Source organism: Pseudarthrobacter sp. NPDC058196, from assembly GCF_042882685.1.
Taxonomy (GTDB): Bacteria; Actinomycetota; Actinomycetes; order Actinomycetales; family Micrococcaceae; genus Arthrobacter.
Window position 1 is genome coordinate 1 of sequence record NZ_JBHVVN010000012.1, and the last position, 23,163, is coordinate 23,163.

Annotated in this window: 16 protein-coding genes and 1 pseudogene; 7 read left to right on the forward strand and 10 right to left on the reverse strand. The window is 64.0% G+C overall.

From position 1 onward, the window contains the following. Positions 1-62: 62 nt before the first annotated feature. From mgrA to glmS, 7 genes are all read right to left on the reverse strand, one after another. Positions 63-1,103: an L-glyceraldehyde 3-phosphate reductase gene (gene mgrA, locus ACFVVC_RS17100; RefSeq protein ID WP_387455893.1), complete on the reverse strand. Its 1,041-nt coding sequence runs from the start codon at positions 1,101-1,103 to the stop codon at positions 63-65. Between the two features lie 95 nt (positions 1,104-1,198). Beyond that, the gene (gene treZ, locus ACFVVC_RS17105) at positions 1,199-2,962 is read right to left on the reverse strand and encodes a malto-oligosyltrehalose trehalohydrolase (RefSeq protein ID WP_387455895.1); all 1,764 of its coding nucleotides are present in this window, start codon (positions 2,960-2,962) and stop codon (positions 1,199-1,201) included. Next, the gene (gene treY, locus ACFVVC_RS17110) at positions 2,959-5,286 is read right to left on the reverse strand and encodes a malto-oligosyltrehalose synthase (RefSeq protein WP_387455898.1); all 2,328 of its coding nucleotides are present in this window, start codon (positions 5,284-5,286) and stop codon (positions 2,959-2,961) included. The genes treZ and treY overlap by 4 nt, the downstream gene beginning before the upstream one ends. Beyond that, on the reverse strand, positions 5,283-7,580 hold the full coding sequence (gene glgX / locus ACFVVC_RS17115) for a glycogen debranching protein GlgX (RefSeq protein WP_387455901.1): 2,298 nt from the start codon (positions 7,578-7,580) through the stop codon (positions 5,283-5,285). The genes treY and glgX overlap by 4 nt, the downstream gene beginning before the upstream one ends. A gap of 69 nt (positions 7,581-7,649) precedes the next feature. Further along, complete coding sequence (locus tag ACFVVC_RS17120; RefSeq protein WP_387455903.1) at positions 7,650-9,245, reverse strand: NAD(P)H-hydrate epimerase; 1,596 nt, start codon at positions 9,243-9,245, stop codon at positions 7,650-7,652. Between the two features lie 15 nt (positions 9,246-9,260). After that, positions 9,261-9,608: a holo-ACP synthase gene (locus tag ACFVVC_RS17125; protein WP_013601780.1), complete on the reverse strand. Its 348-nt coding sequence runs from the start codon at positions 9,606-9,608 to the stop codon at positions 9,261-9,263. A 157-nt stretch (positions 9,609-9,765) separates the two neighbouring features. Next, positions 9,766-11,658: a glutamine--fructose-6-phosphate transaminase (isomerizing) gene (gene glmS / locus ACFVVC_RS17130; RefSeq protein ID WP_387455906.1), complete on the reverse strand. Its 1,893-nt coding sequence runs from the start codon at positions 11,656-11,658 to the stop codon at positions 9,766-9,768. 117 nt (positions 11,659-11,775) lie between these two features. Here glmS and coaA point away from each other — a divergent pair, with 117 nt between their 5' ends. From coaA to mscL, 3 genes are all read left to right on the forward strand, one after another. Then, positions 11,776-12,771 (forward strand): type I pantothenate kinase, encoded by a 996-nt coding sequence (coaA, locus tag ACFVVC_RS17135; protein ID WP_285248874.1) that lies wholly within the window; start codon positions 11,776-11,778, stop codon positions 12,769-12,771. Between the two features lie 5 nt (positions 12,772-12,776). Beyond that, complete coding sequence (locus tag ACFVVC_RS17140; protein ID WP_387455908.1) at positions 12,777-13,622, forward strand: D-alanyl-D-alanine carboxypeptidase family protein; 846 nt, start codon at positions 12,777-12,779, stop codon at positions 13,620-13,622. 91 nt (positions 13,623-13,713) lie between these two features. Further along, positions 13,714-14,118, forward strand: a complete 405-nt coding sequence (mscL, locus tag ACFVVC_RS17145; RefSeq protein ID WP_285248664.1) for a large conductance mechanosensitive channel protein MscL — start codon at positions 13,714-13,716, stop codon at positions 14,116-14,118. A gap of 74 nt (positions 14,119-14,192) precedes the next feature. Here the strand turns inward: mscL and ACFVVC_RS17150 are convergent. Then, a pseudogene (locus tag ACFVVC_RS17150) lies at positions 14,193-14,402 on the reverse strand (phosphoglucosamine mutase); the annotation flags it as partial. Between the two features lie 229 nt (positions 14,403-14,631). On the opposite strand from ACFVVC_RS17150, the gene ACFVVC_RS17155 reads away from it, so the two are divergent. Continuing rightward, positions 14,632-15,294 (forward strand): methyltransferase family protein, encoded by a 663-nt coding sequence (locus ACFVVC_RS17155; protein ID WP_387455911.1) that lies wholly within the window; start codon positions 14,632-14,634, stop codon positions 15,292-15,294. 128 nt (positions 15,295-15,422) lie between these two features. On the opposite strand, the gene glmM is transcribed toward ACFVVC_RS17155, so the two are convergent. Together glmM and ACFVVC_RS17165 are read right to left on the reverse strand one after the other, a co-directional pair. Then, positions 15,423-16,784 carry a phosphoglucosamine mutase gene (glmM, locus tag ACFVVC_RS17160; RefSeq protein WP_387455914.1) on the reverse strand — a complete coding sequence of 454 codons (1,362 nt, stop codon included), beginning with the start codon at positions 16,782-16,784 and terminating at the stop codon, positions 15,423-15,425. A gap of 64 nt (positions 16,785-16,848) precedes the next feature. Then, the gene (locus tag ACFVVC_RS17165) at positions 16,849-17,985 is read right to left on the reverse strand and encodes an acyltransferase family protein (protein WP_387455917.1); all 1,137 of its coding nucleotides are present in this window, start codon (positions 17,983-17,985) and stop codon (positions 16,849-16,851) included. Positions 17,986-18,143: 158 nt separating this feature from the next. Here ACFVVC_RS17165 and ACFVVC_RS17170 point away from each other — a divergent pair, with 158 nt between their 5' ends. The 3 genes from ACFVVC_RS17170 to ACFVVC_RS17180 all read left to right on the forward strand — a co-directional run bounded on the left by ACFVVC_RS17170 (position 18,144) and on the right by ACFVVC_RS17180 (position 23,159). Next, positions 18,144-19,382, forward strand: coding sequence for a glycosyltransferase (locus ACFVVC_RS17170; protein ID WP_387455920.1), 1,239 nt, complete (start codon positions 18,144-18,146; stop codon positions 19,380-19,382). Further along, complete coding sequence (locus ACFVVC_RS17175; RefSeq protein ID WP_387455923.1) at positions 19,379-21,265, forward strand: ArnT family glycosyltransferase; 1,887 nt, start codon at positions 19,379-19,381, stop codon at positions 21,263-21,265. The genes ACFVVC_RS17170 and ACFVVC_RS17175 overlap by 4 nt, the downstream gene beginning before the upstream one ends. Before the next feature lie 97 nt (positions 21,266-21,362). Continuing rightward, positions 21,363-23,159: an ArnT family glycosyltransferase gene (locus ACFVVC_RS17180; protein ID WP_387455926.1), complete on the forward strand. Its 1,797-nt coding sequence runs from the start codon at positions 21,363-21,365 to the stop codon at positions 23,157-23,159. The last annotated feature ends 4 nt before the right edge of the window (positions 23,160-23,163 follow it).

Below are 23,163 nucleotides of genomic sequence, written 5' to 3' on the forward strand. Positions count from 1 at the left end.
CTTTTGCGCCGGGTCCCGCTGCGTAAGAAACATCGATCAGTGCTGCCCGTTCAGGACGGAGGCTACGACTTCTGCTTCCAGAGGTTGATGTCCGACTCCACGGCGAACTCGTCGATGGCGGTGAGTTCGTCGGCGGAGAAGTCGAGGTTGTTGACAGCGGAGAGCGTGTCCTCGAGTTGGCGGACGCTGGAGGCGCCCACCAGGGCAGAGGTGACCGGTGAGCCCTTCGGCTGGTCCCGCAGGATCCAGGCGATGGCCATCTGGGCCAGTGACTGTCCGCGGCCCTCGGCAATGCGGCGCAGCCCGCGGACCCGGTCCAGCTTCTCCTCCGTAATGGAGTCCTCGGAAAGGAACCGGGCCTTGGCAGCGCGGGAATCCTCCGGGATGCCGTGGAGGTAGCGGTCGGTGAGCATACCCTGGGCGAGGGGCGAGAACGCGATAGACCCGGCCCCCACCTGGTCCAGCGCCTCATACAGGTTGGGCGATCCGTCCTCGGTCCAGCGGTTCAGCATGGAGTAGCTGGGCTGGTGGATGAGCAGTGGCGTTCCCATTTCCTTGAGGATCCGGGCGGCCTCGAGTGTTTGCTCAGGAGTGTAGGAGGAGATGCCCGCGTAGAGTGCCTTGCCGGACCGGACGGCGTAGTCCAAGGCGCCCATGGTCTCTTCCAGCGGCGTCTCGGGATCGGGCCGGTGGCTGTAGAAAATGTCCACGTAGTCGAGGCCCATGCGTTGCAGCGACTGGTCGAGGCTGGAGATCAGGTACTTGCGGGATCCCCATTCGCCGTACGGGCCGGGCCACATGTAATAGCCGGCCTTGGTGGAGATCACCAGTTCGTCCCGGTAGGGCTTGAAGTCGTCCTTGAGGTGGCGGCCAAAGTTGGTTTCGGCGGAGCCGTCCGGGGGGCCGTAGTTGTTGGCGAGGTCGAAGTGGTTCACGCCGAGGTCGAAGGCCCGGCGAAGGATGTCGCGCTGCTCTTCGAAACGTTTGTCGTCGCCGAAGTTGTGCCAGAGGCCCAGGGAGATGGCCGGGAGTTTCAGGCCGCTGCGCCCGACGCGGCGGTAGGGCATGGATTCGTAGCGGTTGTCCGCTGCTGAATAAGTCATGGGTTCCATCCTGCCAGTTGTGACGTGCTGCACATCGGGTGTTAGCGCTCAGCAGAAAAGTTACGCCGCGGTTTCCCGCGGCGTAACTTCTCCTTCTACGCGAGGATGGCTGCGCTCCACGGCGCCAGGTCCAAGGAACCGCTGTCCAGGCCGGTCCCGTCATCCGTGGCCAGCAGGACGTTCCCCGAGGCCTCGAGGCGCACCTTCGCATCGGTGAAATTCACCAGCACCTCAACAGCACCGCGGCGGAACCGCAGCCAGCCGGCGTCGTCATCGAACTCAACCTGCGTGCTGCCAAAGCCAAGTCCTGCCAGCTCGGGGTGCCCACGGCGCAAAGCCGTGAGCGACCGGTACAGCGCCAGCAGCCGGGCGTGGTCGCCCGTGGCGGCCTCGGCCCAGTCCAGCTTGGACCGGCGGAACGTTTCCGGGTCCTGCGGATCGGGTACAACGGCGGGATCCCACCCCATGCGCTCGAATTCCCTGATGCGCCCTTCCGCAGTGGCCTTTCCCAGCTCCGGTTCGGGGTGCGATGTGAAGAACTGCCACGGCGTGGAGGCCCCGTATTCCTCGCCCATGAACAGCATGGGCGTGAACGGCGAGGTCAGGGTGAGCACCGCGGCCACGGCCAGCTGCCCGTAGGTCAACGACTGCGAGAGCCTGTCTCCCGTGGCCCGGTTGCCGATCTGGTCGTGGTTCTGGTCGCAGACCACCAGTGCTGCCGGGTCCACCAGGTAGGCGTTGATGGGCCGCCCGTGGTGCCGGCCGCGGAAGCTGGAGTAGCTGCCGTCGTGCAGGAAACCGTCCTTCAGCACCTTGGCCAGGACGGCCAGGGAGTCGAAGTCAGAGTAGTAGCCGGTGGTTTCGCCGCTGACATTGACGTGCACCGCATGGTGGAAGTCGTCGCTCCACTGGCCGGCCAAGCCGTACCCGTTGGCGTCCCGGGGGTAGATCAGGTGCGGATTGTTCAGGTCGGATTCGGCAACGAGGGTCTTGGGCAGCCCGGTTTCGGCCGAGACGGCGTCGCCCAAAGCGCCCAGTTCCTCAAGGATGTGGACTGCGCGCTCATCACGCAGGGCGTGCACGGCGTCGAGGCGGAGGCCGTCCACGTGGTAGTCGCGCAGCCAGAGTGCAGCGTTGTCCAGGATGTATTCCCGGACAACGTCCGAGCCCGGCCCGTCCAGGTTCACCGAGTCGCCCCAGGTGTTGGCATCCCCCTGCTTCAGGTACGGGCCGAACTTTGGCAGGTAGTTGCCGCTGGGTCCCAAGTGGTTGTACACCACGTCCTGGATGACGCCGAGCCCGGCGGCATGGGCAGCATCCACGAACCGCTGGTACGCGGCCGGGCCGCCGTAGCCCTCGTGCACCGTGTACCACTGGACGCCGTCGTAGCCCCAGTTGTGCGTTCCGTTGAACCCGTTGACCGGCAACAGCTCCACGAAGTCGATGCCCAGGTCCACCAGGTAGCCCAGCTTGTCCACGGCGGCGTCCAGCGTTCCTTCAGGGGTGAAGGTGCCCACGTGGAGTTCGTAGATCACCGAGCCCTGCAGGCCTTTGCCCCGCCAGCCCGTGTCCTGCCACTTGTAGGCGGCAGGATCGTAGGTGCGTGACAGGTGGTGCACACCCTCGGGGAGCCGGCGCGACCTGGGATCCGGGACGGGAGTGGAGTCGCCGTCCAGCAGGTAGCCGTAGTCCACCTCGTCGCCGGCAGGGGCTTCAGGTGCGGTCCACCATCCCTCGGAGCCCGGAGCCGTTTCCATTTTCTGCATGGGGTATTCACGGCCATCGGCCTGCAGGATCACCGACGAAGCGTCCGGCGCCCACACATCAAAGCGCCCGGGGCCAGCGTTGACGAGCGTCATGCGTTCCCTCCATCCACGGGGACCAGCAGGGCCACCGGGTAGGTGCCCAGCAGTTCGGCCACGGCAACCGGGCCCGGTCCGTAGCCGGCTCCCGTCAGTTCGTCGCGCATGGCAGTGGAAAGGTCGACGGCGGTGTCCCGCCAGCCGCCGCCGGCTTCCAGTCCGGCGGGGAGCCGGGTGGCAAGTGCCAGCGCCCCGGTGGAGGCGTCGGTTCCGCGGGAGAACGCGAGCAGGTGATCTGCTGCGGCGCCCGTGGCGGCAACGGGGCTGTAGCCCTGGAACAACTCGGGCCGGTCCCGCCGCAGGCGCAACGCCCGCGAGGTGACCAGGAGCTTGCTGGCTTCCGTTCCAGCGGCCGGCAACTGTCCGGCGTCGAGCTTTGCCAGCTCTGCCTGCCGGACAGCAAAGTCCACCGGGCGGCGGTTGTCCGGGTCCGTAAGTGACCGTTCCCAGAACTCGCTGCCCTGGTACACATCCGGCACACCCGGCATAGCCAGCTGGACCAGCTTTGCCGACACCGAATTGGCAGCGGAGAAGGCGTCGATGCGGGCCACGAAGTCCGCGACCACCTTGGCAACCTTCGCGTCGTCGAAGACCGCGTCCACGGCGGCCTTCACCTTGGACTCGAAGTCCTCGTCGGGATCGGTCCACGTGGTGGAGTTGCCCGCCTCCCGGGCCGCCTTTTCCGCATACCCCTGAAGCCGTTCCCGGCTTGCGGGCCAGGCGCCGACGATTGCCTGCCAGAGCAGGTTCTCGTAGGGCCCGTCCGGGACGGGCGCCAGGCCGCGGAGCGTCTCCAGCGTTTCCGCCCACTCCTGGGGCAGCTCGGCGATGACCGAGATCCGGGCCCGGGCGTCCTCGCTGCGCTTGGTGTCGTGCGTGGACAGGGTGGTCATGGACAGCGGCAGGTCCTGCTGGCGCCGCTGCATCCGCCGGTGGAATTCTTCCGGCGCCACGGCGAATTCGGTGGGTTCGGCGCCCACCTCGGTCAGGGTGCCCAGCCGGGTGTAGCGGTAGAACGCGGTATCCTCCACGCCCTTGGCCATGACCATGCCGGAGGTCTGCTGGAACCGGATGGCGATGGGGTTGGCAGGATCCATGAGCAGCGGGAGGAGGGTGCCCACGGCGACGTCCAGGTCCGGCCGGTGCGCCGCGGCGGATTCGCAGGCTTCCTTGAGGACGTCCGCGCCCACCGGCAGGTAGGAACGGTAGACCGGGAAGGACGCGATGATCTCGGCGATGGCGTCGGCTGCCTGGTCCACGCTGAGCCCATGCGATTCGGGAACCAACCGGGCCAACCGCAGCACTTCCGAACGCAGGATGCCATCGGCAATCATGCGTTTGGTGCCGCGGATCATCCCGGCGTAGTCCGCCGGTTCTGCGGTTCCACGAAGGTCGGAGTCCAAGGAGTCGAGGGCCTGTTGGCCTGCCGGGTCAACGAAGACCCGGTCGACGTCGGCCAGCGCGTCGTAACCGGTGGTGCCCTCGCAGGCGAACTCCTGCGGCAGTACTTCACCCGGTTCCAGGATCTTTTCCACCAGGACGTACGCACCGCCGCTGAGGTCCTTGAGCCACCGGAGGTAGCCGGCGGGATCCGCGAGGCCGTCCGGATGGTCCACGCGGAGCCCGTCCACCAGGCCTTCGGTGAACCAGCGGCCCACCTCGGCATGCGCCTGTTCGAAGACGGAGGGTACTTCAACCCGGATCCCGGCGAGGGTGGTCACCGCGAAGAAGCGCCGGTAGTTCAGCTCGGCATCGGCACGCCGCCAGTCCATCAACTGGTAGTGCTGGCGGGCGTGGACGTCCTGCGGGGAATCCCCTTCGGTGTACGTGCCCTCGGCTAACGGAAACCGGTGGTCGTAGTAGCGGAGTTCGCCGTCCTTGACCTCAAGCTTGTCCAGGTCGGCGTCCGAGCCCAGCATGGGAAGCCGGACTTTACCGCCACCCAGGTCCCAGTCGACGTCGAATGCTTCGGCATACGGGGACTCGCGGCCCTCCTTGAGCAGCGACCACCACCATGGGTTCTGCGGCGGGGAGGCCACACCCACGTGGTTGGGCACGATGTCCACCAGGACGCCCATGCCGTGCTCGCGGGCCGCCGTGGAGAGCGCCAGGAGGCCTTCGGGGCCGCCCCGCTCAGGATCGACGGCGGAGGGGTCGGTGACGTCATAGCCGTGGTCCGAGCCCTGTTCCGCCGTGAGGATGGGAGACAGGTACACCCAGTCCACGCCGAGGTCCTTCAGGTACGGGACCTTCTCCGCGGCGTCGAAGAGGGTGAAGCTGCTCCTGATTTGAAGCCGGTAGGTGGAAGTTGGCGTCCTCATTTGTCGGTTGCCTTTGTGGCACCCGTTTCGGTTGCCTTTTCGCCAGCAGCGCCGGCGGCTTCGGTTGCCCGCGCCTCGCTTGCTTCCGCCGCCTTGGTCTGGGCCTCCACCATCTCCCCCTGGGCCTCTTCGTGTTCGGCCATGGAGGCCAGGGACGCGGCTGCTGACGTATCCACTTCAGCCTCAGGGCCGGAGTAGGCGCGCAGTACCACCATCGACTTCGCATCCAGCGCCAGGGTTGCGCCGGCTTTGAGCGGTTCGTAAGCCTCGGCCTGCGCTGCGGTATCGATCAGGACTTCCCAATACTGGGAGTATTCGTCTGACGGCAGGCAGAAGTCCACGACGTCGTCGTGGGCGTTGAACGCCATGATGAAGCTGTCGTCGGTGATGCGCCGGCCACGTGAATCCTGCTCCTGGATGCCGTCGCCGTTGTAGAACACGCCGATGGTCCGGCCGAAACCGCTTCCCCAGTCCTCGGGCCGCATCTCGGTGCCGTCGGTCTTGAGCCAGACGATGTCAGGGAGCTTTTCGCCCTCACCACGAACCACGGGCCGGCCGTCGAAGAAGCGGCTGCGGCGGAACGTGGGGTGGTCGTGCCGGAGCTTGTTGACGAACGCGGTGAACTCAACCAGCGGCTGGTCCATGGCTTCCCAGTGGATCCAGCTGAGCTCGGAGTCCTGGCAGTAGGTGTTGTTGTTTCCCTGCTGTGTGCGGCCCAGTTCGTCGCCGTGCAGCAGCATGGGCACGCCCTGGGAGAGCATCAGCGTGGCGATGAAGTTCCGCTGCTGGCGTGCCCGCAGGGTCAGGACTTTGTCATCGTCCGTGTCGCCTTCAACGCCGCAGTTCCAGGACCGGTTGTGCGATTCGCCATCGTTGTTGCCTTCGCCGTTGGCCTCGTTGTGCTTCTCGTTGTAGGAGACGAGGTCGCGCATGGTGAAGCCGTCGTGGGCGGTGACGAAGTTGATCGAGGCCACCGGGCGCCGGGCGGAGCTTTCGTAGAGGTCCGCGGAACCGGTCAGGCGGGACGCGAATTCGCCCAGGGTGGCCGGTTCGCCGCGCCAGAAGTCACGGACGGTGTCGCGGTACTTGCCGTTCCACTCCGTCCACTGCGGCGGGAAGTTGCCTACCTGGTAGCCGCCGGGGCCAACGTCCCACGGCTCGGCGATGAGCTTGACCTGGGAAACGATCGGGTCCTGCTGGATAAGTTCGAAGAACGTGGAGAGCTTGTCGACGTCGTAGAACTCGCGGGCCAGGGTGGAGGCGAGGTCGAACCGGAAACCGTCCACATGCATCTCGGTGACCCAGTACCGCAGGGAGTCCATCAGCAGCTGGAGGGAGTGCGGGTGCCGGACGTTCAGCGAGTTGCCCGTGCCCGTGTAGTCCATGTAGTGCTTGAGGTCGTTGTCCACCAGGCGGTAGTAGGCCTGGTTGTCGATGCCCTTGAAGGACAGCGTGGGGCCCAGGTGGTTGCCTTCGGCGGTGTGGTTGTAGACGACGTCGAGGATCACTTCGATGCCGGCGCGGTGCAGGTCGCGGACCATGGCCTTGAATTCCTGGACCTGGTGCCCGACGTCGCCGGTGGAGCTGTAGGTGTTCTGCGGGGCGAAGAAGCCGATGGTGTTATAGCCCCAGTAGTTGTTCAGGCCCTTCTCCTCCAGGGTGCCGTCATTGACGAACTGGTGGACGGGCATGAGCTCGATGGCGGTGACGCCAAGCTTCTTGAGGTGCTCGATCACGGCCGGGTGCGCCACGCCGGCGTAGGTGCCGCGCTGCTCTTCGGGGATCTCGGGGTGCAGCTCGGTGAGGCCCTTGACGTGGGCTTCGTAGATGACGGACTGGTGGTACGGGATCCGCAGCTGGCGGTCGCCGTCCCATTCGAAGAAGGGGTTGATGACCACGCCGTGCATGGTGTGCGGGGCGGAGTCGGCGTCGTTGCGGGAATCCGGGTCACCGAATTCGTAGGAGAACAGGGCCGGGTCCCAGTCAATCTGGCCCTGGATGGCCTTGGCATAGGGGTCCATCAGCAGCTTGTTGGCGTTGAAACGGTTTCCGCTGGCGGGATCGTATGGACCGTGGACCCGGTAGCCGTACTTCTGGCCGGGCTGGATGTGCGGCAGGTAGCAGTGCCAGACGTAGCCGTCCACCTCGGTCAGTTCGATCCGGGTCTCGGACAGGTCATCGGCCAGGAGGCAGAGTTCGACCCGCTCGGCCCGTTCGCTGAACAGGGCGAAATTGGTGCCGGTGCCGTCAAAGGTCGCTCCCAGCGGGTAGGCAGTTCCAGGCCAGACTTCCATCGTGCTCCTCATTTCTTGGTCAGCAGCAGAGGGCAACGGAACGCCCCTGCTGCTGGTGCGAACTATTGCCTACCGTAGTGGTTGGCTGTGACTATTACGTTTCCGGGCTCCAGAGTTACTAAGCATGCTGACTTTACCCCAACTTTCAGGTATGGCGTCCGCGATGCGGCCTGCCGTAATGGGGCCGCCCGCCGCGGCCTCCGACGCCGCAGTCCCGGCCCGCCCGTGCAGCGCTGCTCCCAGCGCGGCCAGTGCGGCCCAGCGGCCGTCGTCGTCAATGCCCAGCTGCCGGAAAGGTTCGACGGCGGACCCCGCCTGGGCGAGCAGCGCGCCAATGACGCCGGCCAGGACGTCCCCGCTCCCGGCCGTGGCCAGCCAGGGGGTACCGTCAGCCTGGCTGAAGGTCGTTCCGGATGGTGCGGCCACCAGCGTGGTGGCCCCTTTGAGCAGGACGGTGGCACCGGTACCGTCAGCGGCGCGGCGGACGGCGGCGAGCGTGCCCGCCTCCACGGTATCCCGGTCTTCCCCACCACCGCGGCGCTGGAACAGCGACGCGAGCTCCCCGGCATGCGGGGTAAGCACCACGTGCGGCGCCAGGGTGTCCGGAAGGGCCGGCAACGCACCGGCGTCGGCCACTACCGGCAGCCCGGAGGTGACGGCGTCGCGGGCACGGGCCAGTTGTTCGTGGTCCTGCGGGCCCATGCCGGAGCCCACCAGCCAGGCCTGCACGCGGTTTTCCGCGACGCTTCCCGTGCTGCACACGACCTCGGGGCAGGATTGGCGGACCAGGTGCGCCACTGACGGCGGGCCAAGGTACCTGACCATGCCCGCGCCTGCGGCCAGCGCGCCACGGCAGGCGAGGACGGCGGCACCGGGATAGTCCTCGGAGCCGGCCACCACCCCCAGCACGCCCCGGGAGTATTTTTGGGCCCGCCGGGCGGCGTGCGGCAAAAGCACCGCCAGGTCGGCACCCTCAAGCCTGCGCAGGGACGGCGGCGGGAAGTGCCCTTCAATCCCGATCGGCACCACCACAACGCGGCCGGCATAGTCGGCTCCGGGATCGGCCAGCAGCCCGGACTTTGCTCCCCCGAACGTCACCGTCAGGTCGGCCATCAACACCTCGCCGGCGGCCGCTCCGGTGTCCGCGTCGATGCCGCTGGGAAGGTCGCATGCCACCACCAGGCCGTGGGCGCCGTCGGCTGTCCGCGCAACCGCAAGGGCCCGGACGAAGTCTGCGGCGAGTCCCCGAAGCCCGCCCTTGGCGCCGGTTCCCAGCACGGCATCCATGACGACGTCGGCCCGCGCGGCTTCCGCCGCGAGCTCTGGAAGTGCCTCTTCAGTGAGGCGGTGTACCCGGCCGCCGGCGCGCTCGAATGCGCCAAGCCCGTCCGGATGGGCGGCACCTCCGGTGAGCACCGCCGTCGTACGCATTCCCCGGGCGGCGAGGAAGGCAGCAGCGTAGAGCCCATCTCCGCCGTTGTTCCCCTTACCCACCAACACCACCACGCCGGCCCCGTACAGGCGGGCGCCGCGCGAGCGCAGTTCATGGACGACGGCGGCGACCAGGCCGTGCGCGGCGCGCTGCATGAGTTCGTTGCCGCGCCCAGCGGCAAGGAGGGGTTGCTCGGCAGCCCGGACCTGCGTTCCGGTGTAGGCGGTGATCATGCGGCGGCTGCCGGGTCAGCCTTCGGCCAGGACCGTGGCGGTGGCGATGCCGCCGTCGTGGCTGATGGACAGGTGCCAGCGCTTGACGCCTTTGGCCTCGGCAACCGCAAGGACAGTCCCCTTGACCTGGACGGTGGGCCCGTTGTGGTCAAGTCCGATCCAGCAGTCCTGCCAGTTCATGCCGGCGGGCGCACCGAGGACCTTGGCCACGGCTTCCTTTGCCGCGAACCGGGCAGCCAGGGAGCGGGTGTTCAGTTCCCGCTCCGCGGGGACGAACAAGCGGTCCCTCAGCCCGGGTGTGCGCTCCAGTTGGCGGCCGAACCGCTCGATGTCTACTACGTCTACCCCAATGCCTACGATCATGCGCTCATTCTACGGTGACGGCCTAGGCCGCAGGCCCGGGTGCACGGCCGTTGGCGCAGGTTCTTTGCGTTGTCCGCCGATAGCGCAATTGCGGGGTTTAACGCGGGAAGCCCCGGGCTTTTGGGCCCGGGGCTTCCCGCAGTTGAGGGAGTCACTGCTACTCGACTGTGACGCTCTTGGCCAGGTTGCGGGGCTGGTCCACGTCGTATCCCTTGGCTGCTGCCAACTCCGCGGCGAAGATCTGCAGCGGAACCGTGGTCAGCAGCGGCATGAGCAAGGTGGGGGTCTCCGGTACGTAGAAGACGTACTCGGCGTAGGCCTTGACGGCTTCGTCGCCTTCCTCGGCGATGACCAGGGTGCGGGCGCCGCGGGCACGGACTTCCTGGATGTTGGAGACCACCTTGGCGTGCAGCGAATCGCGTCCGCGCGGGGACGGGACTACCACGAACACCGGCTGGCCTTCGTCGATCAGGGCGATGGGGCCGTGCTTGAGCTCACCGGCGGCGAAGCCCTCGGCGTGGATATAGGCGATCTCCTTGAGCTTCAGCGCGCCTTCCAGGGCCACGGGGTATCCCACGTGGCGGCCCAGGAACAGCACTGACTTCTCGTTGGCCATGCTGCGGGCCAGTTCGCGCAGCGGCCCGGCGTTGTCCAGGATCTTCTGGATCTTGGCGGGGATCTTGTTCAGGTCCGCCAGGACGTCCTTGATTTGGCCGAAGAAGATGTTGCCGCGCAGCTGCGCGAGGTACAGGCCCAGCAGGTAGGCGGCCGTGATCTGCGCAAGGAAGGCCTTGGTGGAGGCGACGGCGATTTCCGGCCCGGCGTGGGTGTACAGGACGGCGTCGGATTCACGCGGGATGGTGGAGCCGTTGGTGTTGCAGATGGAGATGGTCTTGGCACCCTGTTCGCGGGCGTAGCGGACCGCCATCAGGGTGTCCATGGTTTCGCCGGACTGGCTGATGGACACCACCAGGGTGTTCTCGTCCAGGATGGGATCGCGGTAGCGGAACTCGTGCGCCAGTTCCACCTCGGTGGGAATCCGGCACCAGTTCTCGATGGCGTACTTGGCCACCATGCCCGCGTAGGCCGCGGTACCGCAGGCCAGCACAATGATCTTGTTGACCTGCTTCAGCAGTTCAGGGTCAATCCGGAGCTCGTCCAGGGTCAGCTTGCCCTTGATATCCGAGCGTCCCAGCAGGGTCTGGGCCACGGCGTCCGGCTGGTCGTTTATCTCCTTCTCCATGAAGGATGAGAAGCCGCCCTTTTCCGCCGAGGCCGGGTCCCAGTCAACGTGGTATTCCTTGCCCTGGGCCGGGTTGCCGTAGAAATCGGTGATTTCCACCTTGTCCGCGGTGATGGTCACGATCTGGTCCTGGCCCAGCTCCACGGCCCGGCGGGTGTAGTCGATAAACCCGGACACGTCCGAGCCCAGGAAGTTCTCACCGTCGCCCAGGCCCACCACCAGCGGTGAGTTGCGGCGGGCGGCCACGACGACGTCGGGCTGATCCGCGTGCACGGCCAGCAAGGTGAAGGCGCCTTCAAGGCGCTGGCAGGCCAGCTCCATGGCATGGGTCAGTCCGCCGTTCGCGGTATCCCCGCCCAACTTGTTCCGGAGGATGTCGGCCAGCAGTGCAGCGGCCACTTCGGTGTCCGTTTCGGAGAGGAAGGTGACGCCCTTTTCAAGCAGCTCGAGCTTGAGCTCGGCGAAGTTCTCGATGATGCCGTTGTGGATCACGGCCAGCTTGCCGCCATCCGCCAGGTGCGGGTGCGCGTTCCGGTCCGTGGGACCGCCGTGCGTCGCCCAGCGGGTGTGCCCGATCCCGGTCACCGTCTCGGGCAGCGGGTGCGCCTCAAGCTCAGCGATCAGGTTGCTCAGCTTTCCGGACTTCTTCCGCGACTCGATGGCGCCCTCGGACACCACTGCCACACCGGCAGAGTCATAACCGCGGTACTCCAGGCGGCGGAGCCCTTCAAGGACAACGTCCAACGCGCTGTGACCGTTAATTGCACCGTCGGTCGAACGGCCTACGTAACCCACGATTCCACACATAGGCACAAGACTATCGGCAGCGTGCCGGTTGCTCTAAACCGGGAGGCGTCCGCGCACGGCTTTCATGAGGGCTTGCGTGACGGGCGCCGCCGCGCTGAGCAGGGGCGTCATTTCGCGATGCGCCGGGCGCGGGGCAGAATCTTTAGCGTGACTTCGCAACGCAATGAAGCGAACGGGGAGGGTGCCTCGCCGTTCGTGGAGCTGGACCGGCATACCTGGTCCCGGCTCGCAGCCCAGATGGAACAGCCCCTTAACGAAGAGGATGTGCTGCGCCTGCGCGGGCTCGGTGACCCCTTGGACATGAACGAAGTCCGCGACGTCTACCTGCCCCTCTCGCGACTCCTGCACCTGTATGTGGAGGCCGCCGGGCAGCTGCACGCCGCCACCACCACCTTCCTGGGCGAGCAGACCCAGCGCACCCCGTTCGTCATAGGGGTGGCCGGCTCCGTGGCGGTAGGCAAGTCCACCATCGCCCGCGTGCTGCGCGAGATGCTGCGCCGCTGGCCCGGGACGCCCAATGTGGAACTGATCACCACCGACGGTTTCCTGTACCCCCTCGCTGAGCTCAAGCGCCGGCAACTGCTGGACCGGAAGGGGTTCCCCGAGTCTTACGACCGCCGGGCGCTCCTGCGCTTTGTGAGCGAAATCAAGGGCGGCGCCGAGGAAGTGCGGGCACCCTGGTACTCCCACGTCACCTACGACATCGTGCCGGAAAAGGAAGTGGTGGTGCGCCGGCCGGACGTCCTGATCGTGGAGGGCCTGAACGTGCTGGCGCCGGCCCGGCCGCGGCATGACGGACGCCAGGGGCTTGCGCTGAGCGACTTCTTCGACTTCTCCATCTACGTCGATGCGAAGACCTCCTACATCGAGGAGTGGTACGTGGACCGGTTCCGGAAGCTGCGGAGCACCGCGTTCGCGCAGCCGGAATCCTACTTCCACCGTTACGCCACCCTCTCCGATGAGGAAGCCGAGAGCACCGCGCGGGACATCTGGAAGCGGATCAACGAGCCCAACCTGGAGGAAAACGTCCTGCCCACCAGGGGCCGGGCGCAGCTGGTGCTGACCAAAGAGGCGGACCATTCCATCCGCCGCATGCTCCTCCGGAAGGTCTAGCACACGTGTGCTACCAATGCGGACCGGCCACGCGCCGCAGCTTCGCCCGCTTCCTCGCCGCAGGGGCCGGGCTGACGGTCCTGGCAGCCTGCACGCCGGAGGCACCCAAGGCGGCGGCGCCGTCGACCGCGCCTCCCTCCCCTGCCGCCGTCACCGCATCAGCGGGCCCGACGGCGGACGCGGCCACCGTGGGTCAGCCGCCGGAAGCAGCGTCCCCCACACCGTCTCCGTCCGCCACGATGGCGCGGCAGTTCTCACTGGACGACCCGGCGAGCCAGTGGGTCATCGTTAACAAGCACCGGCCGTTGGCGCCCGCGGACTATGCGCCGGCTGATTTGGTGCGTCCCGCCGTCGCCATTTCCGCTTCGGGTGAAGCGGTTCTGCTCAACAGCACGACGGCGGCGGCGGCCGAGGCGATGTTCGCGGCCGCGGCGCGGGATGGCGTGGCGATGGTCCTGGCCAGCGGCTACCGCTCGTACAGCACGCAGGTGACCACCTACAACGGGTACGTCGCCGCGCGGGGGCAGGCCGACGCCGACACAGCGAGCGCGCGGCCCGGCCATTCGGAGCACCAGACGGGGTGGGCCTTCGACATCGGGGACGGCGGCGGGGCGTGCAGCTTCCAGCCATGTTTCGCGGACCAGCCGGCGGCCACCTGGGCGAAAGCGAACGCCTACCGGTTCGGTTTCGTAGTGCGGTACCCGTGGATGCTGCACCCCATCACCGGGTACTACTACGAGCCCTGGCACCTTCGGTTCGTAGGGGTTGAGGCGGCCACGGACATGGCGAAGCGCGGCATCGGGACGCTGGAGGAATACTTCGGCCTGGAGGCGGCGCCCGCCTACCTGTGAGGGGCGCAGTGGCCCGGACCGGCCTGACACGCGGGAGGAATTTACCTCCGCGTCATCCGGAGGCCTACGGCTGTGGGCTAGCGTGGGTCCCATGCTGACAGGATTCAAGAATTTCATCATGAAAGGCAACGTCGTTGACCTTGCCGTCGCTGTTGTCATGGGTACTGCATTCGGCGCGGTTGTCACCGCACTGGTGAACAAGGTGCTCATGCCGTTCATTGCAGGACTTGTGGGATCCCCGAACTTCGACAGCTTTGCCAAAGTGGACTTCAACGGCAACGCCATGGAGTTCGGTGTCCTGTTGACGGCGATCGTTAACTTCCTGCTGATCGCCGCCGCCATCTACTTTGTGGTGGTTATGCCCATGAACCACATGATCGAACGGCGCAACCGCCGCCTGGGCATCAACCAGGGCGTGAAGGAAGAAGCGGCAGAAGACCCGCAGATCGCGCTGCTGACCGAGATCCGCGATTCCCTCCAGAGCCGGAACCCGTAACGCCTTATTTTGCCTAAGCAATAGTGGCCCGCTTCCCTTGGGAGGCGGGCCACTTTTGGTTGGGCTGTTGCCGGTCAGTCGGCGACGAGTTCCAGCGCGAGTTCTGCGCGGACCACCTGTGCCAGGTGCTCGGCGATTGACTGGGCGGTTTCTTCGTCGGCGGCCTCGACCATCACCCGGACAACGGGCTCGGTGCCGGAAGGCCGGAGGAGGACGCGGCCGGTGTCGCCGAGCGCCGCTTCCGCCGCCCCCACCGCTTGGGCCAGCACGTCATTGCTGCCAACTTTGCAAACCGGTTGAGATGCACTACCTCGTTGCAGATCGGCGACGACGATTGGGACAGAGTACTTGTGCAAATTACAGTGCCAAACTGCGCTTCGACCTTAGGCAAGTCTCGGCCCGGTAATCCCAGAGGACAACTAAGCTAACTACACTGCCACCTCAACCGGGGAGGCCGCGGAATAGTGACTGCGATGTTTTGGACGAGTCTGCAACTCTCTGGAAGGCTTTTTGATGAATCTTCGCAAGCAGTTAAGCGCAATTGACCTTGAACGGGTGATTATGGTTCCGATCATGACGCTCTTGTTATTGTGGTCAATCTCCGCACTTTTCTCAGGTGCGAACGGCTCTTCGGCTTCTGTCATTGACACTGCGTTGCACCTTACCTACCAAGTCCTGCTGACCGTTTTCTACATCCTGCTGGTCTTTTTCCTTCTCACCAGAAAGCCTGCAAGTGCCCGGAGAGGAGGGATTATGCCCACGGTCGCTGCTTACGTCGGCAGCTTCCTGTCTTTCCTATTCGTGTTTGCCGGCGACTCGGAAGTACCTGAGGGATTCGCTTCGTTTGCGGTGGGGCTCATGGTTCTGGGAATGTCCTTCACTGTTTGGTCCCTGATAACGCTCGGTAAGAGCTTTGGCGTAGAACCGCAGGTGAGAACGCTTGTGCAGCACGGTCCCTATCGGTTGATCCGTAACCCCCTTTACGTCGGCGAGATGGTGACTCTGATCGGCGCAGTGTGTTTCAGTCCCACGCTGTTAAAAACGGCAATTCTTTTGGCACTTGCCGCAATTCAGGTCTACCGGGCGATACAGGAAGAGCTTCTACTAGAAGAGAACTTGCCCGAGTATTCAGCATACAAGCTGCGAAGTAAGCGCTTCGTTCCCGGTCTCTTTTAGACAAGCTGTCCGCGGATGCACATACCGCCCCCGGCGTTCCCCTAAGGGGGGGGTGACCACGAGGTCCCGCAATCGGCAACTCCTGCATTGCATGTTGTCAGGAGTTGCCGATCTTCCGGTTCGCGTTTTCAGTCGGCGACGAGTTCCAGCGCGAGTTCTGCGCGGACCACCTGTGCCAGGTGCTCGGCGATTGACTGGGCGGTTTCTTCGTCGGCGGCCTCAACCATCACCCGGACAACGGGCTCGGTGCCGGAAGGCCGGAGGAGGACGCGGCCGGTGTCGCCGAGCGCCGCTTCCGCCGCCCCCACCGCTTGGGCCAGCACGTCATTGCTGCCCACCTTGCTGCGGTCCACACCCTTGACGTTGATGAGGACCTGCGGGAGCTTGGTCATCACGGTGGCCAACTCCTTGAGCGGCTTGCCTGTGAGGGCAACCTGCGCGGCGAGCTGCAGGCCGGTGAGGAGGCCGTCACCGGTGGTGGCGTAGTCGGAGAAAATCACGTGGCCGGACTGTTCACCGCCGAGGTTGTAGCCGCCGTCGCGCATGCCTTCGAGGACGTAGCGGTCCCCCACTGCCGTTTCCATGATGGTGATGCCGGCGTCGCGGAGGGCGATCTTGAGTCCCAGGTTGCTCATCACGGTGGCCACCAGGACGTTGTCCTTCAGCTTCCCGGACTTCTTGAGGGCCACCGCGAGGATGGCCATGATCTGGTCGCCGTCCACCTCATTGCCTTCGTGGTCAACGGCCAGGCAGCGGTCGGCGTCACCGTCGTGGGCGATCCCCAGGTCCGCGCCGTGCTTGACCACGGCTTCCTTAAGGGGGCCCAGGTGGGTGGAGCCGACGCCGTCGTTGATGTTCAGGCCGTCGGGATCGGCGCCGATGACGATGAGGCGGGCGCCGGCGTCCTTGAAGAGTTGGGGTGAGCAGCCGCTGGCGGCGCCGTTGGCGCAGTCGAGGACAACCGTGAGGCCGTCGAGGCGGTGCGGCAGCGTGCGCAGGAGATGGACGATGTAGCGGTCTTCGGCGTCGGAAAAGCGCTGGATGCGTCCCACCTCGGATCCGGTGGGGCGGACGGCTTCCTTGCTCAGCTGGGCTTCAATGGCGTCCTCGACCTCGTCCGGCAGCTTCTTGCCGCCGCGGGCGAGGAACTTGATGCCGTTGTCCGGCGCAGGGTTGTGGGACGCGGAAATCATGACTCCGAAGTCCGCGTCCAGGTCCGCCACGAGATAGGCCGCCGCCGGGGTGGGCAGGACACCCGCGTCATAGACGTCGATGCCCGAGCTGGCGAGGCCAGCCTCCACTGCGGCAGCGATGAATTCGCCGCTGGCGCGCGGGTCGCGTGCCAGCACCGCGCGCGGGCGGGAGCCGTTGGAGTTGCGGTCATGGCCGAGCACGACGGCGGCCGCCTGGGCCAGCTGCAGGGCTAGCTCAGCTGTCAGCAGGCCGTTGGCCAACCCCCGGACACCATCAGTTCCAAATAATCTAGACACCGGTCAAGTGTAGAGGATGGGGCGTTGGGCTTCGGGGGCGGTTCCTTCACGGGCGGCGATCTGACTATGGCCGGGCCGTAAGAAGCTGCGGTGATCGGCGAACCTTGCTGCCCACAAGACGGCCGATGTGTCCAGCAAGTAGGTGGCTTGGCCGTTCGGCAAACCGAAAGAATAATTCGGTTGCAGCCAACGAGGGCAGTACGGCCAAGGCGGTGAGGAGCAACGGGTTCGAAATATGGGACATGAAACCGATCGATACCACGATCGGCTCGTGCACCAGGTACAGGCTGAAGGATCGGGTGCCAAGCCATTGCAGGATTCGATGGTTGGCTGCACCGGCTACGGGCGGGCAGGCAATGAAAGCGAACACCAATAGCGAACCACCGATGCACGCCATGCATATCACCGTGGGAAGTTGCGGGAACAGCCACCGCGACGCCAGCAGCAGCAATGACGACGCAATGAGACCAATCCATTTGACTCGACTGAGAGTGCGTCCGAATTGTTCCAGCGAGTTCCTCCGCACTGCCATGAGTACACCGATGCCGAACATGGACATGTAAACGATTGCCGGGAGATAGGTGACCGTTCCGACAGCGATCAACGAAAAAAGCGTTAGAAGGCACGGCAGCCAAGCCTTTCTAATCCGCAGCGCCAAAACCACATAGAGAGGGAGCGTTAAGGAGAACAGCATTTCCCATTGCAGTGACCAGAGTGGCGAATTAAGAGAGTCTGCACCACCAATGAGGACCCCGTCAGCAAACACATTCGGAGACTCATCATGAATGAGCAGCCACGCGCTAAGGTCCGGGCTCCCCGTGCGCGGGACGATCCACGCCAAGTGCAACGCAACGGCCAAGGACGCCCAGACTGGAAGGTAAATCCGGACAAATCGCTTTGCATAGTACGCCCGCCAGGTTGGCCGAAAAACTCCCAGGAAGGGAAGCGTGAGAACAAATCCGGAAAGAATAAAAAAGACGTAAACCGCCTCGGTGCCCGCCCATAGCAAGTGCGCAGGCGTGAAGGTGCTCCACCACACCCACGGTTCAGCGTTGCCAGTGTCAATACCGGCAACGGCAAGGGCCAGGCTCGGGGAGACCAGGAAGCAATGGTGAATCACCACTACTGCGGCGGCCAGTCCCCTTAGCCCGTCAAGTGCGCCGTATCGGGATGACCCCCGGTTTGCTGTCTCATCCCCCATGCGCACTGACAGTAATGATTCGGCGGCGGGCGGTCCCCAGTAGTAACTACCTGCTTCAGAGCGAGGCCGGCCAGGTGCACTACTTGATTCTTCTGTCGTGTACGTGTCTTTACCAAAAGCCCTCGCGGCCGGCACAGGCCAGCCCTAATCTCTGATGCATGACACCTAGCTATGGGGGCTTGGCGCTCGAAATTGTAGTACCGGTTTTCAATGAGGAAGCCGTACTCGAACACAGCATCTCAAGACTCTCCGAATATCTCTCACAGGAAATGCCGTCGACATGGAAGATAACCATTGCCGACAATGCGAGCACCGACAGGACTCCGGCGATTGCTGCCCGGCTCAGCGAGCAACTGCCCAATGTCGAGTATCGCCGCCTTGAGGTCAAAGGGCGCGGTTTCGCGCTTCGCGATGCTTGGAGCGCTTCGGAGGCAAAGGTCTTGGCCTACTTGGACGTGGACCTGTCCACGGATCTTGCCGCCCTCCCGCCGCTTGTCGCACCACTCCTGTCCGGGCATTCGGACATTTCCATCGGCACAAGACTGGGCCAGAGCTCACGCGTCAGTCGCGGCCCTAAGCGGGAATTTATCTCCCGCTCCTATAATTTCCTGCTCCGCCGCACGATGCAGGTCCGGTTCTCCGATGCGCAGTGCGGATTCAAGGCAATACGGGCCGATGTCGCCAAGCGATTGCTCCCGCACGTCGAAGACAACGGCTGGTTCTTCGATACCGAGTTGTTGATCATCGCTGAACGCTCGGGGCTGCGGATCCACGAAATCCCGGTCGACTGGATTGATGACCCCGATAGCCGGGTCAACATCAAACAAACAGCCGTGGACGATCTTCGTGGGATGGTTCGCGTCGCTGGTTCCTTGGTGAGAGGTTCGATTCCCGTCCAGGCAATCTATGCCGAACTCGGCCGCGGACCGATAGTCCCACCGGGCCGACCCAGCTTTTTCGGCCAGGTGGTCAGGTTCGGGCTCGTTGGCGTTATTTCAACCCTCGCCTTCGCATTGTTGTATTTGGTTCTCCAAGGACCCTTTGGTGCACAGCAGGCTAATTTCCTTGCCCTGCTGCTGACGGCCGTTGGCAACACTGCCGCGAACAGGCGCTTCACCTTCGGCATTAGCGGTCCAGCGAAGCTGTTTACCCAACAATTCCAGGGCCTCGTCGTCTTCCTTCTGGCATGGGCTATAACGTCCTCGGCGCTGCTGGTCCTGCACGCGGCGAATTTGGACCCAGCCCCAAGCACCGAACTCTTGGTCCTGACCGCCGCCAACGTCTTCGCCACATTGCTGCGGTTCGTGCTTCTTCGCCTTTGGGTGTTCAGGGTTCGCCGCAGTGACGGACGTTCGGCCCTTCTCGCTTTCCGGCCTGTTGGACAGACAGTCCGTTGAGCATCAGAGAGGCGAACAAGGTTTTTGCCCCCGCCGGCCCGATTGCCCGGAATCACGCCAGGTGGGAACACGTGGCCTTGGTCGGGCTGTTGGCTGCAACCGCCGTGTCGTTCCTCTGGGCCCTGGACCGCAATGGATGGGCCAATCCTTACTATTCCGCAGCCGCGCTGGCGGGGTCCCAAGACTGGAGGGCCTTCTTCTTCGGTTCCCTCGACGCGGGGAACCTCATCACCGTCGACAAGCCGCCTCTGAGCATCTGGATCATGGCGCTGTCGGTCCGTATGTTCGGCCTCAATTCCTGGTCCCTTCTTGTGCCGCAAGCCCTGATGGGGGTAGCCACCACCTGGCTTATCTACAAGATCATCCGCCGAAACCATGCGGCCGCGCCGGCACTGCTGGGCGGCCTCATCTATGCGACCACGCCGGTAGTTGTCCTCATGTCCCGGTACAACAACCCGGAACCCCTCATGGGCCTGCTGACGGTCGCCGCAACGTACTTCGTCGTCCGCGCCCTCGAGAGCAACCGCTGGTCTTGGTTTCTCCTGGCAGGAACGGCTCTGGGGCTTGGATTCATGGCGAAGCAAATCCAAGCCTTCCTGCCAATTCCAGCCTTTGTCCTGGCAATCGTTCTCTGTGGCACGGGAACAATCGGATCACGGATAAACCGGCTCTTGGGTTCGCTCGGCGCACTCATCGTCAGCGGCGGCTGGTGGCTCATTGTGGTCGACCTCATCCCCGCGGGAAGCAGGCCGTACGTCGGGGGTTCTGCTACAAACAGCATGCTCGAACTCACTATCGACTACAACGGACTGGCCAGATTCCTGCGATTTAGCACTAATCCTGAGACGGGTGCTGCACCGAGCGCGGAAGACCTCCCAGCAAGTTCCTACGACGGCGGACTCAGCCGGCTGTTCAATGCAAACTTCGCTCCTGAGGGCGCATGGCTGCTGTTTACGGCACTGACGTGCACGCTCGCCTTGGTGATGTTGTGGCGACAGTCGGGCCACGCCTCCAAGTCAAAAACCGGGCTCATGACGATCTCCGTAGCTTGGCTCGCGACCGCCTATATCGTATTGAGCTTCATGGGAACCATGACGCATACGTACTACGTATTTTCCCTTGCCGCCCCGATTGCGCTGGTCATCCCGATGGGCGTCGCCCTGTTGTGGAGGCTCCGTGGCCGGTTGATCCCTCGGGCGATGGGCGTTGTTCTGTTGTTGGGAACAGGTTACGTAGCGACCCGGATTTTTGAATACAGTGACGGTTGGGGCATTTGGCCAATCAGCGCAATCGTCATAACGCTTTTGGCGGCGGCAGGCTGGCTCTTGGCTGCGTCCAGGATTCAAGTCCGGATCACGAACGTACTCATCGTCCTCGTGTTGATATGGGGTCCGCTGGCAACGGACACGATCACGCTTTCCACCCCCCACTTCGGGACAAATCCCTTGTCCGGGCCCGTGAGCAACAATCCCGGAACGCTCTCAGCACATCTTGACGCCGCACGCCGCGGCGATCCGCCCCTTGCCCGCCAACTTGGGTTCGGTGTAGAACCATCGCCCGAAGTGACTGCGATGCTGCAGAACGCTGGGGAATCCGAATGGGCCGCAGCCACCTACACGGCCCAGAACGCAGCCCAATATCAGTTGTCTTCGCAGCGCCCAGTGATCGCCTTGGGAGGCTGGCTCGGCACGGACCCCGCTCCCACTCTTGACCAGTTCAAGTCCATGGTGTCGAGTAAGCGCATCGCCTATTTCATCTGGCAACAGACGATCGTTGACGGTATCCCCCTCGGCCGGGACGCCGCCCTGATCACGGAGTGGGTTCAGTCGAACTTCAAGGGGGAGAACGTTGACGGCGTCACTATCTACGACCTTCGGGGCTGACTATAGAGGGGCGGCCGCCCGGTTTCTTCGTGGCTTCGTAAGGGGGCGCCGGCAAGATCCTGTGTGGGAGCGGCCGGTTTTGTTGCTCCTTTTGGTGTTGAACGGGATTCTCCACTTCTGGAACCTGGGTATCAACGGCTGGGCTAACTACTTCTACAGCGCAGCAGTCCAGTCCGGCACGCAGAACTTGGGTTCCGCATTTTTCGGATCCTCGGACTGGGGCAATTCCATTACCGTTGACAAGCCGCCACTCAGCTTGTGGGTTATGGAGATTTCCACGAAGATGTTCGGATTTACGCCCATCGGAATATTGGCCCCGCAAGCAATTATGGGCGTTATATCTACACTGCTCATTTACGTTATCGTTCGTAAGAATTTCCCAGCGATACCTGCACTTTTTGCTGCCGGCGTATTCTTCACTACGCCCATCGTGGTCTTGATGTCTCGGTATAACAACCCGGACCCTCTCATGCTTCTGCTGATGCTTATCTCCGTGTATGCGGTGCAGCATGCGATCGAGTCCAACCGGTTGAGGTATCTCATCCTCGCAGGCGTCGCGGTGGGTCTGGCTTTCATGACCAAACAGCTTCAAGGGCTCTTGGTCCTCCCGAGCGTAAGTGTTGCGTATCTGTTCTGGGGCAACGCGGCCTGGTCCAGAAGGCTGAAGAATTCCGCCATTTCAGGTGCTGTGATGGTTCTTACTGGCGGTTTCTGGATGACGGTAGTAGACCTGATCCCTGCGGGAATGCGGCCATACGTCGGAGGCTCACAGTCCAACAGCGTGCTGGAATTGACCTTGGCCTACAACGGGTTGGACCGCATAGTTGGAACGGACGCTGGTCCAGTCGCAAACCTAATACCCGAACAGTTCAGGCAGGTGGACTCAGACGCTGGGCTTGCGCGGCTTCTAAATGCGAACTACGGCCAGGAAATCGGATGGATGCTGCCCGCGGCGATTATCGGCGCACTCTTGACAGTTCTCGCGTGGAGGTTGCTACCCCGCGAACGCGGGGCAAGGGCACTCGCCTTTGTGGCCGTCACCTGGTTCCTGGGTACCTATCTCGTCCTGAGCTTTATGGGAAATCAGATCCACACCTACTACACGGAGGCGCTCTCGGCGCCGCTGGCCCTCACCCTCGGCGTTGCCGGCGCAATCTATATGAAGCATCACCGCGTGTTTGTTGTCAGAGTGGTCACAGCGGTCGACATCCTGGCTACGGCGGTGTGCGCTTGGCTCATCCTGAGCAGCGTGGTTGGCTGGCCGGAGTGGCTTGGCAACGGAATCATGCTCCTAGGCTCTCTGGGCGCAGCGCTGTCGGTTGTACGGCCCCCGGCCCGCTGGCTTGAGGTGGGGGCCGCAAGCATAGCGGTGGCAGCCATGTTGGCGGGGCCCCTCGTCACATCAGCTCTCAATACAACGCTCCCGCAGAACGGTTCCAACCCCGTTTCCGGGCAGCTGACCAAAAGCCGAACGAGCATCAATCGCTTTCTGGATGACATGAAACACGGGAACCCTGCTTGGGCGTATGACGTTGCCTTCGGCCAAACGCCAAACGCCGCCATTCTCGACAAACTTACAGCCTCCTCTAGAACGTGCCTTTGGGCAGCTGCCACCACTGCCTCGCAGACAGCCGCACGACTCCAGCTTGAGTCTGGACGGCCGGTCATGCCGCTCGGTGGATTCGCCGGGTCAGACCCGTCACCCACCCTCCAGGCCTTCAAAGACCGCGTAGAGGACGGAAAGATTTGCTACTTCCTGCCCCAGGACGGGTTCTTGGCGACCCAGTCAAAGGTCAGCACGGTCAGTGAAATTTCAGACTGGGTAAGGGCGCATTTTAAGCTCGAGATGGAAGGTGGACAGGGGATTTATGACCTGTCCAAACGCATCATGTGAGCAC

What these genes read in the sequence shown, in the direction of transcription:
- mgrA (WP_387455893.1), bottom strand. Translation starts at nt 1,103, where the DNA reads ATGACTTATTCAGCAGCGGACAACCGCTACGAATCCATGCCCTACCGC.
- treZ (WP_387455895.1), bottom strand. Translation starts at nt 2,962, where the DNA reads ATGACGCTCGTCAACGCTGGCCCCGGGCGCTTTGATGTGTGGGCGCCG.
- treY (WP_387455898.1), bottom strand. Translation starts at nt 5,286, where the DNA reads ATGAGGACGCCAACTTCCACCTACCGGCTTCAAATCAGGAGCAGCTTC.
- glgX (WP_387455901.1), bottom strand. Translation starts at nt 7,580, where the DNA reads ATGGAAGTCTGGCCTGGAACTGCCTACCCGCTGGGAGCGACCTTTGAC.
- ACFVVC_RS17120 (WP_387455903.1), bottom strand. Translation starts at nt 9,245, where the DNA reads ATGATCACCGCCTACACCGGAACGCAGGTCCGGGCTGCCGAGCAACCC.
- ACFVVC_RS17125 (WP_013601780.1), bottom strand. Translation starts at nt 9,608, where the DNA reads ATGATCGTAGGCATTGGGGTAGACGTAGTAGACATCGAGCGGTTCGGC.
- glmS (WP_387455906.1), bottom strand. Translation starts at nt 11,658, where the DNA reads ATGTGTGGAATCGTGGGTTACGTAGGCCGTTCGACCGACGGTGCAATT.
- coaA (WP_285248874.1), top strand. Translation starts at nt 11,776, where the DNA reads ATGCGCCGGGCGCGGGGCAGAATCTTTAGCGTGACTTCGCAACGCAAT.
- mscL (WP_285248664.1), top strand. Translation starts at nt 13,714, where the DNA reads ATGCTGACAGGATTCAAGAATTTCATCATGAAAGGCAACGTCGTTGAC.
- ACFVVC_RS17155 (WP_387455911.1), top strand. Translation starts at nt 14,632, where the DNA reads ATGAATCTTCGCAAGCAGTTAAGCGCAATTGACCTTGAACGGGTGATT.
- ACFVVC_RS17165 (WP_387455917.1), bottom strand. Translation starts at nt 17,985, where the DNA reads ATGGGGGATGAGACAGCAAACCGGGGGTCATCCCGATACGGCGCACTT.
- ACFVVC_RS17170 (WP_387455920.1), top strand. Translation starts at nt 18,144, where the DNA reads ATGACACCTAGCTATGGGGGCTTGGCGCTCGAAATTGTAGTACCGGTT.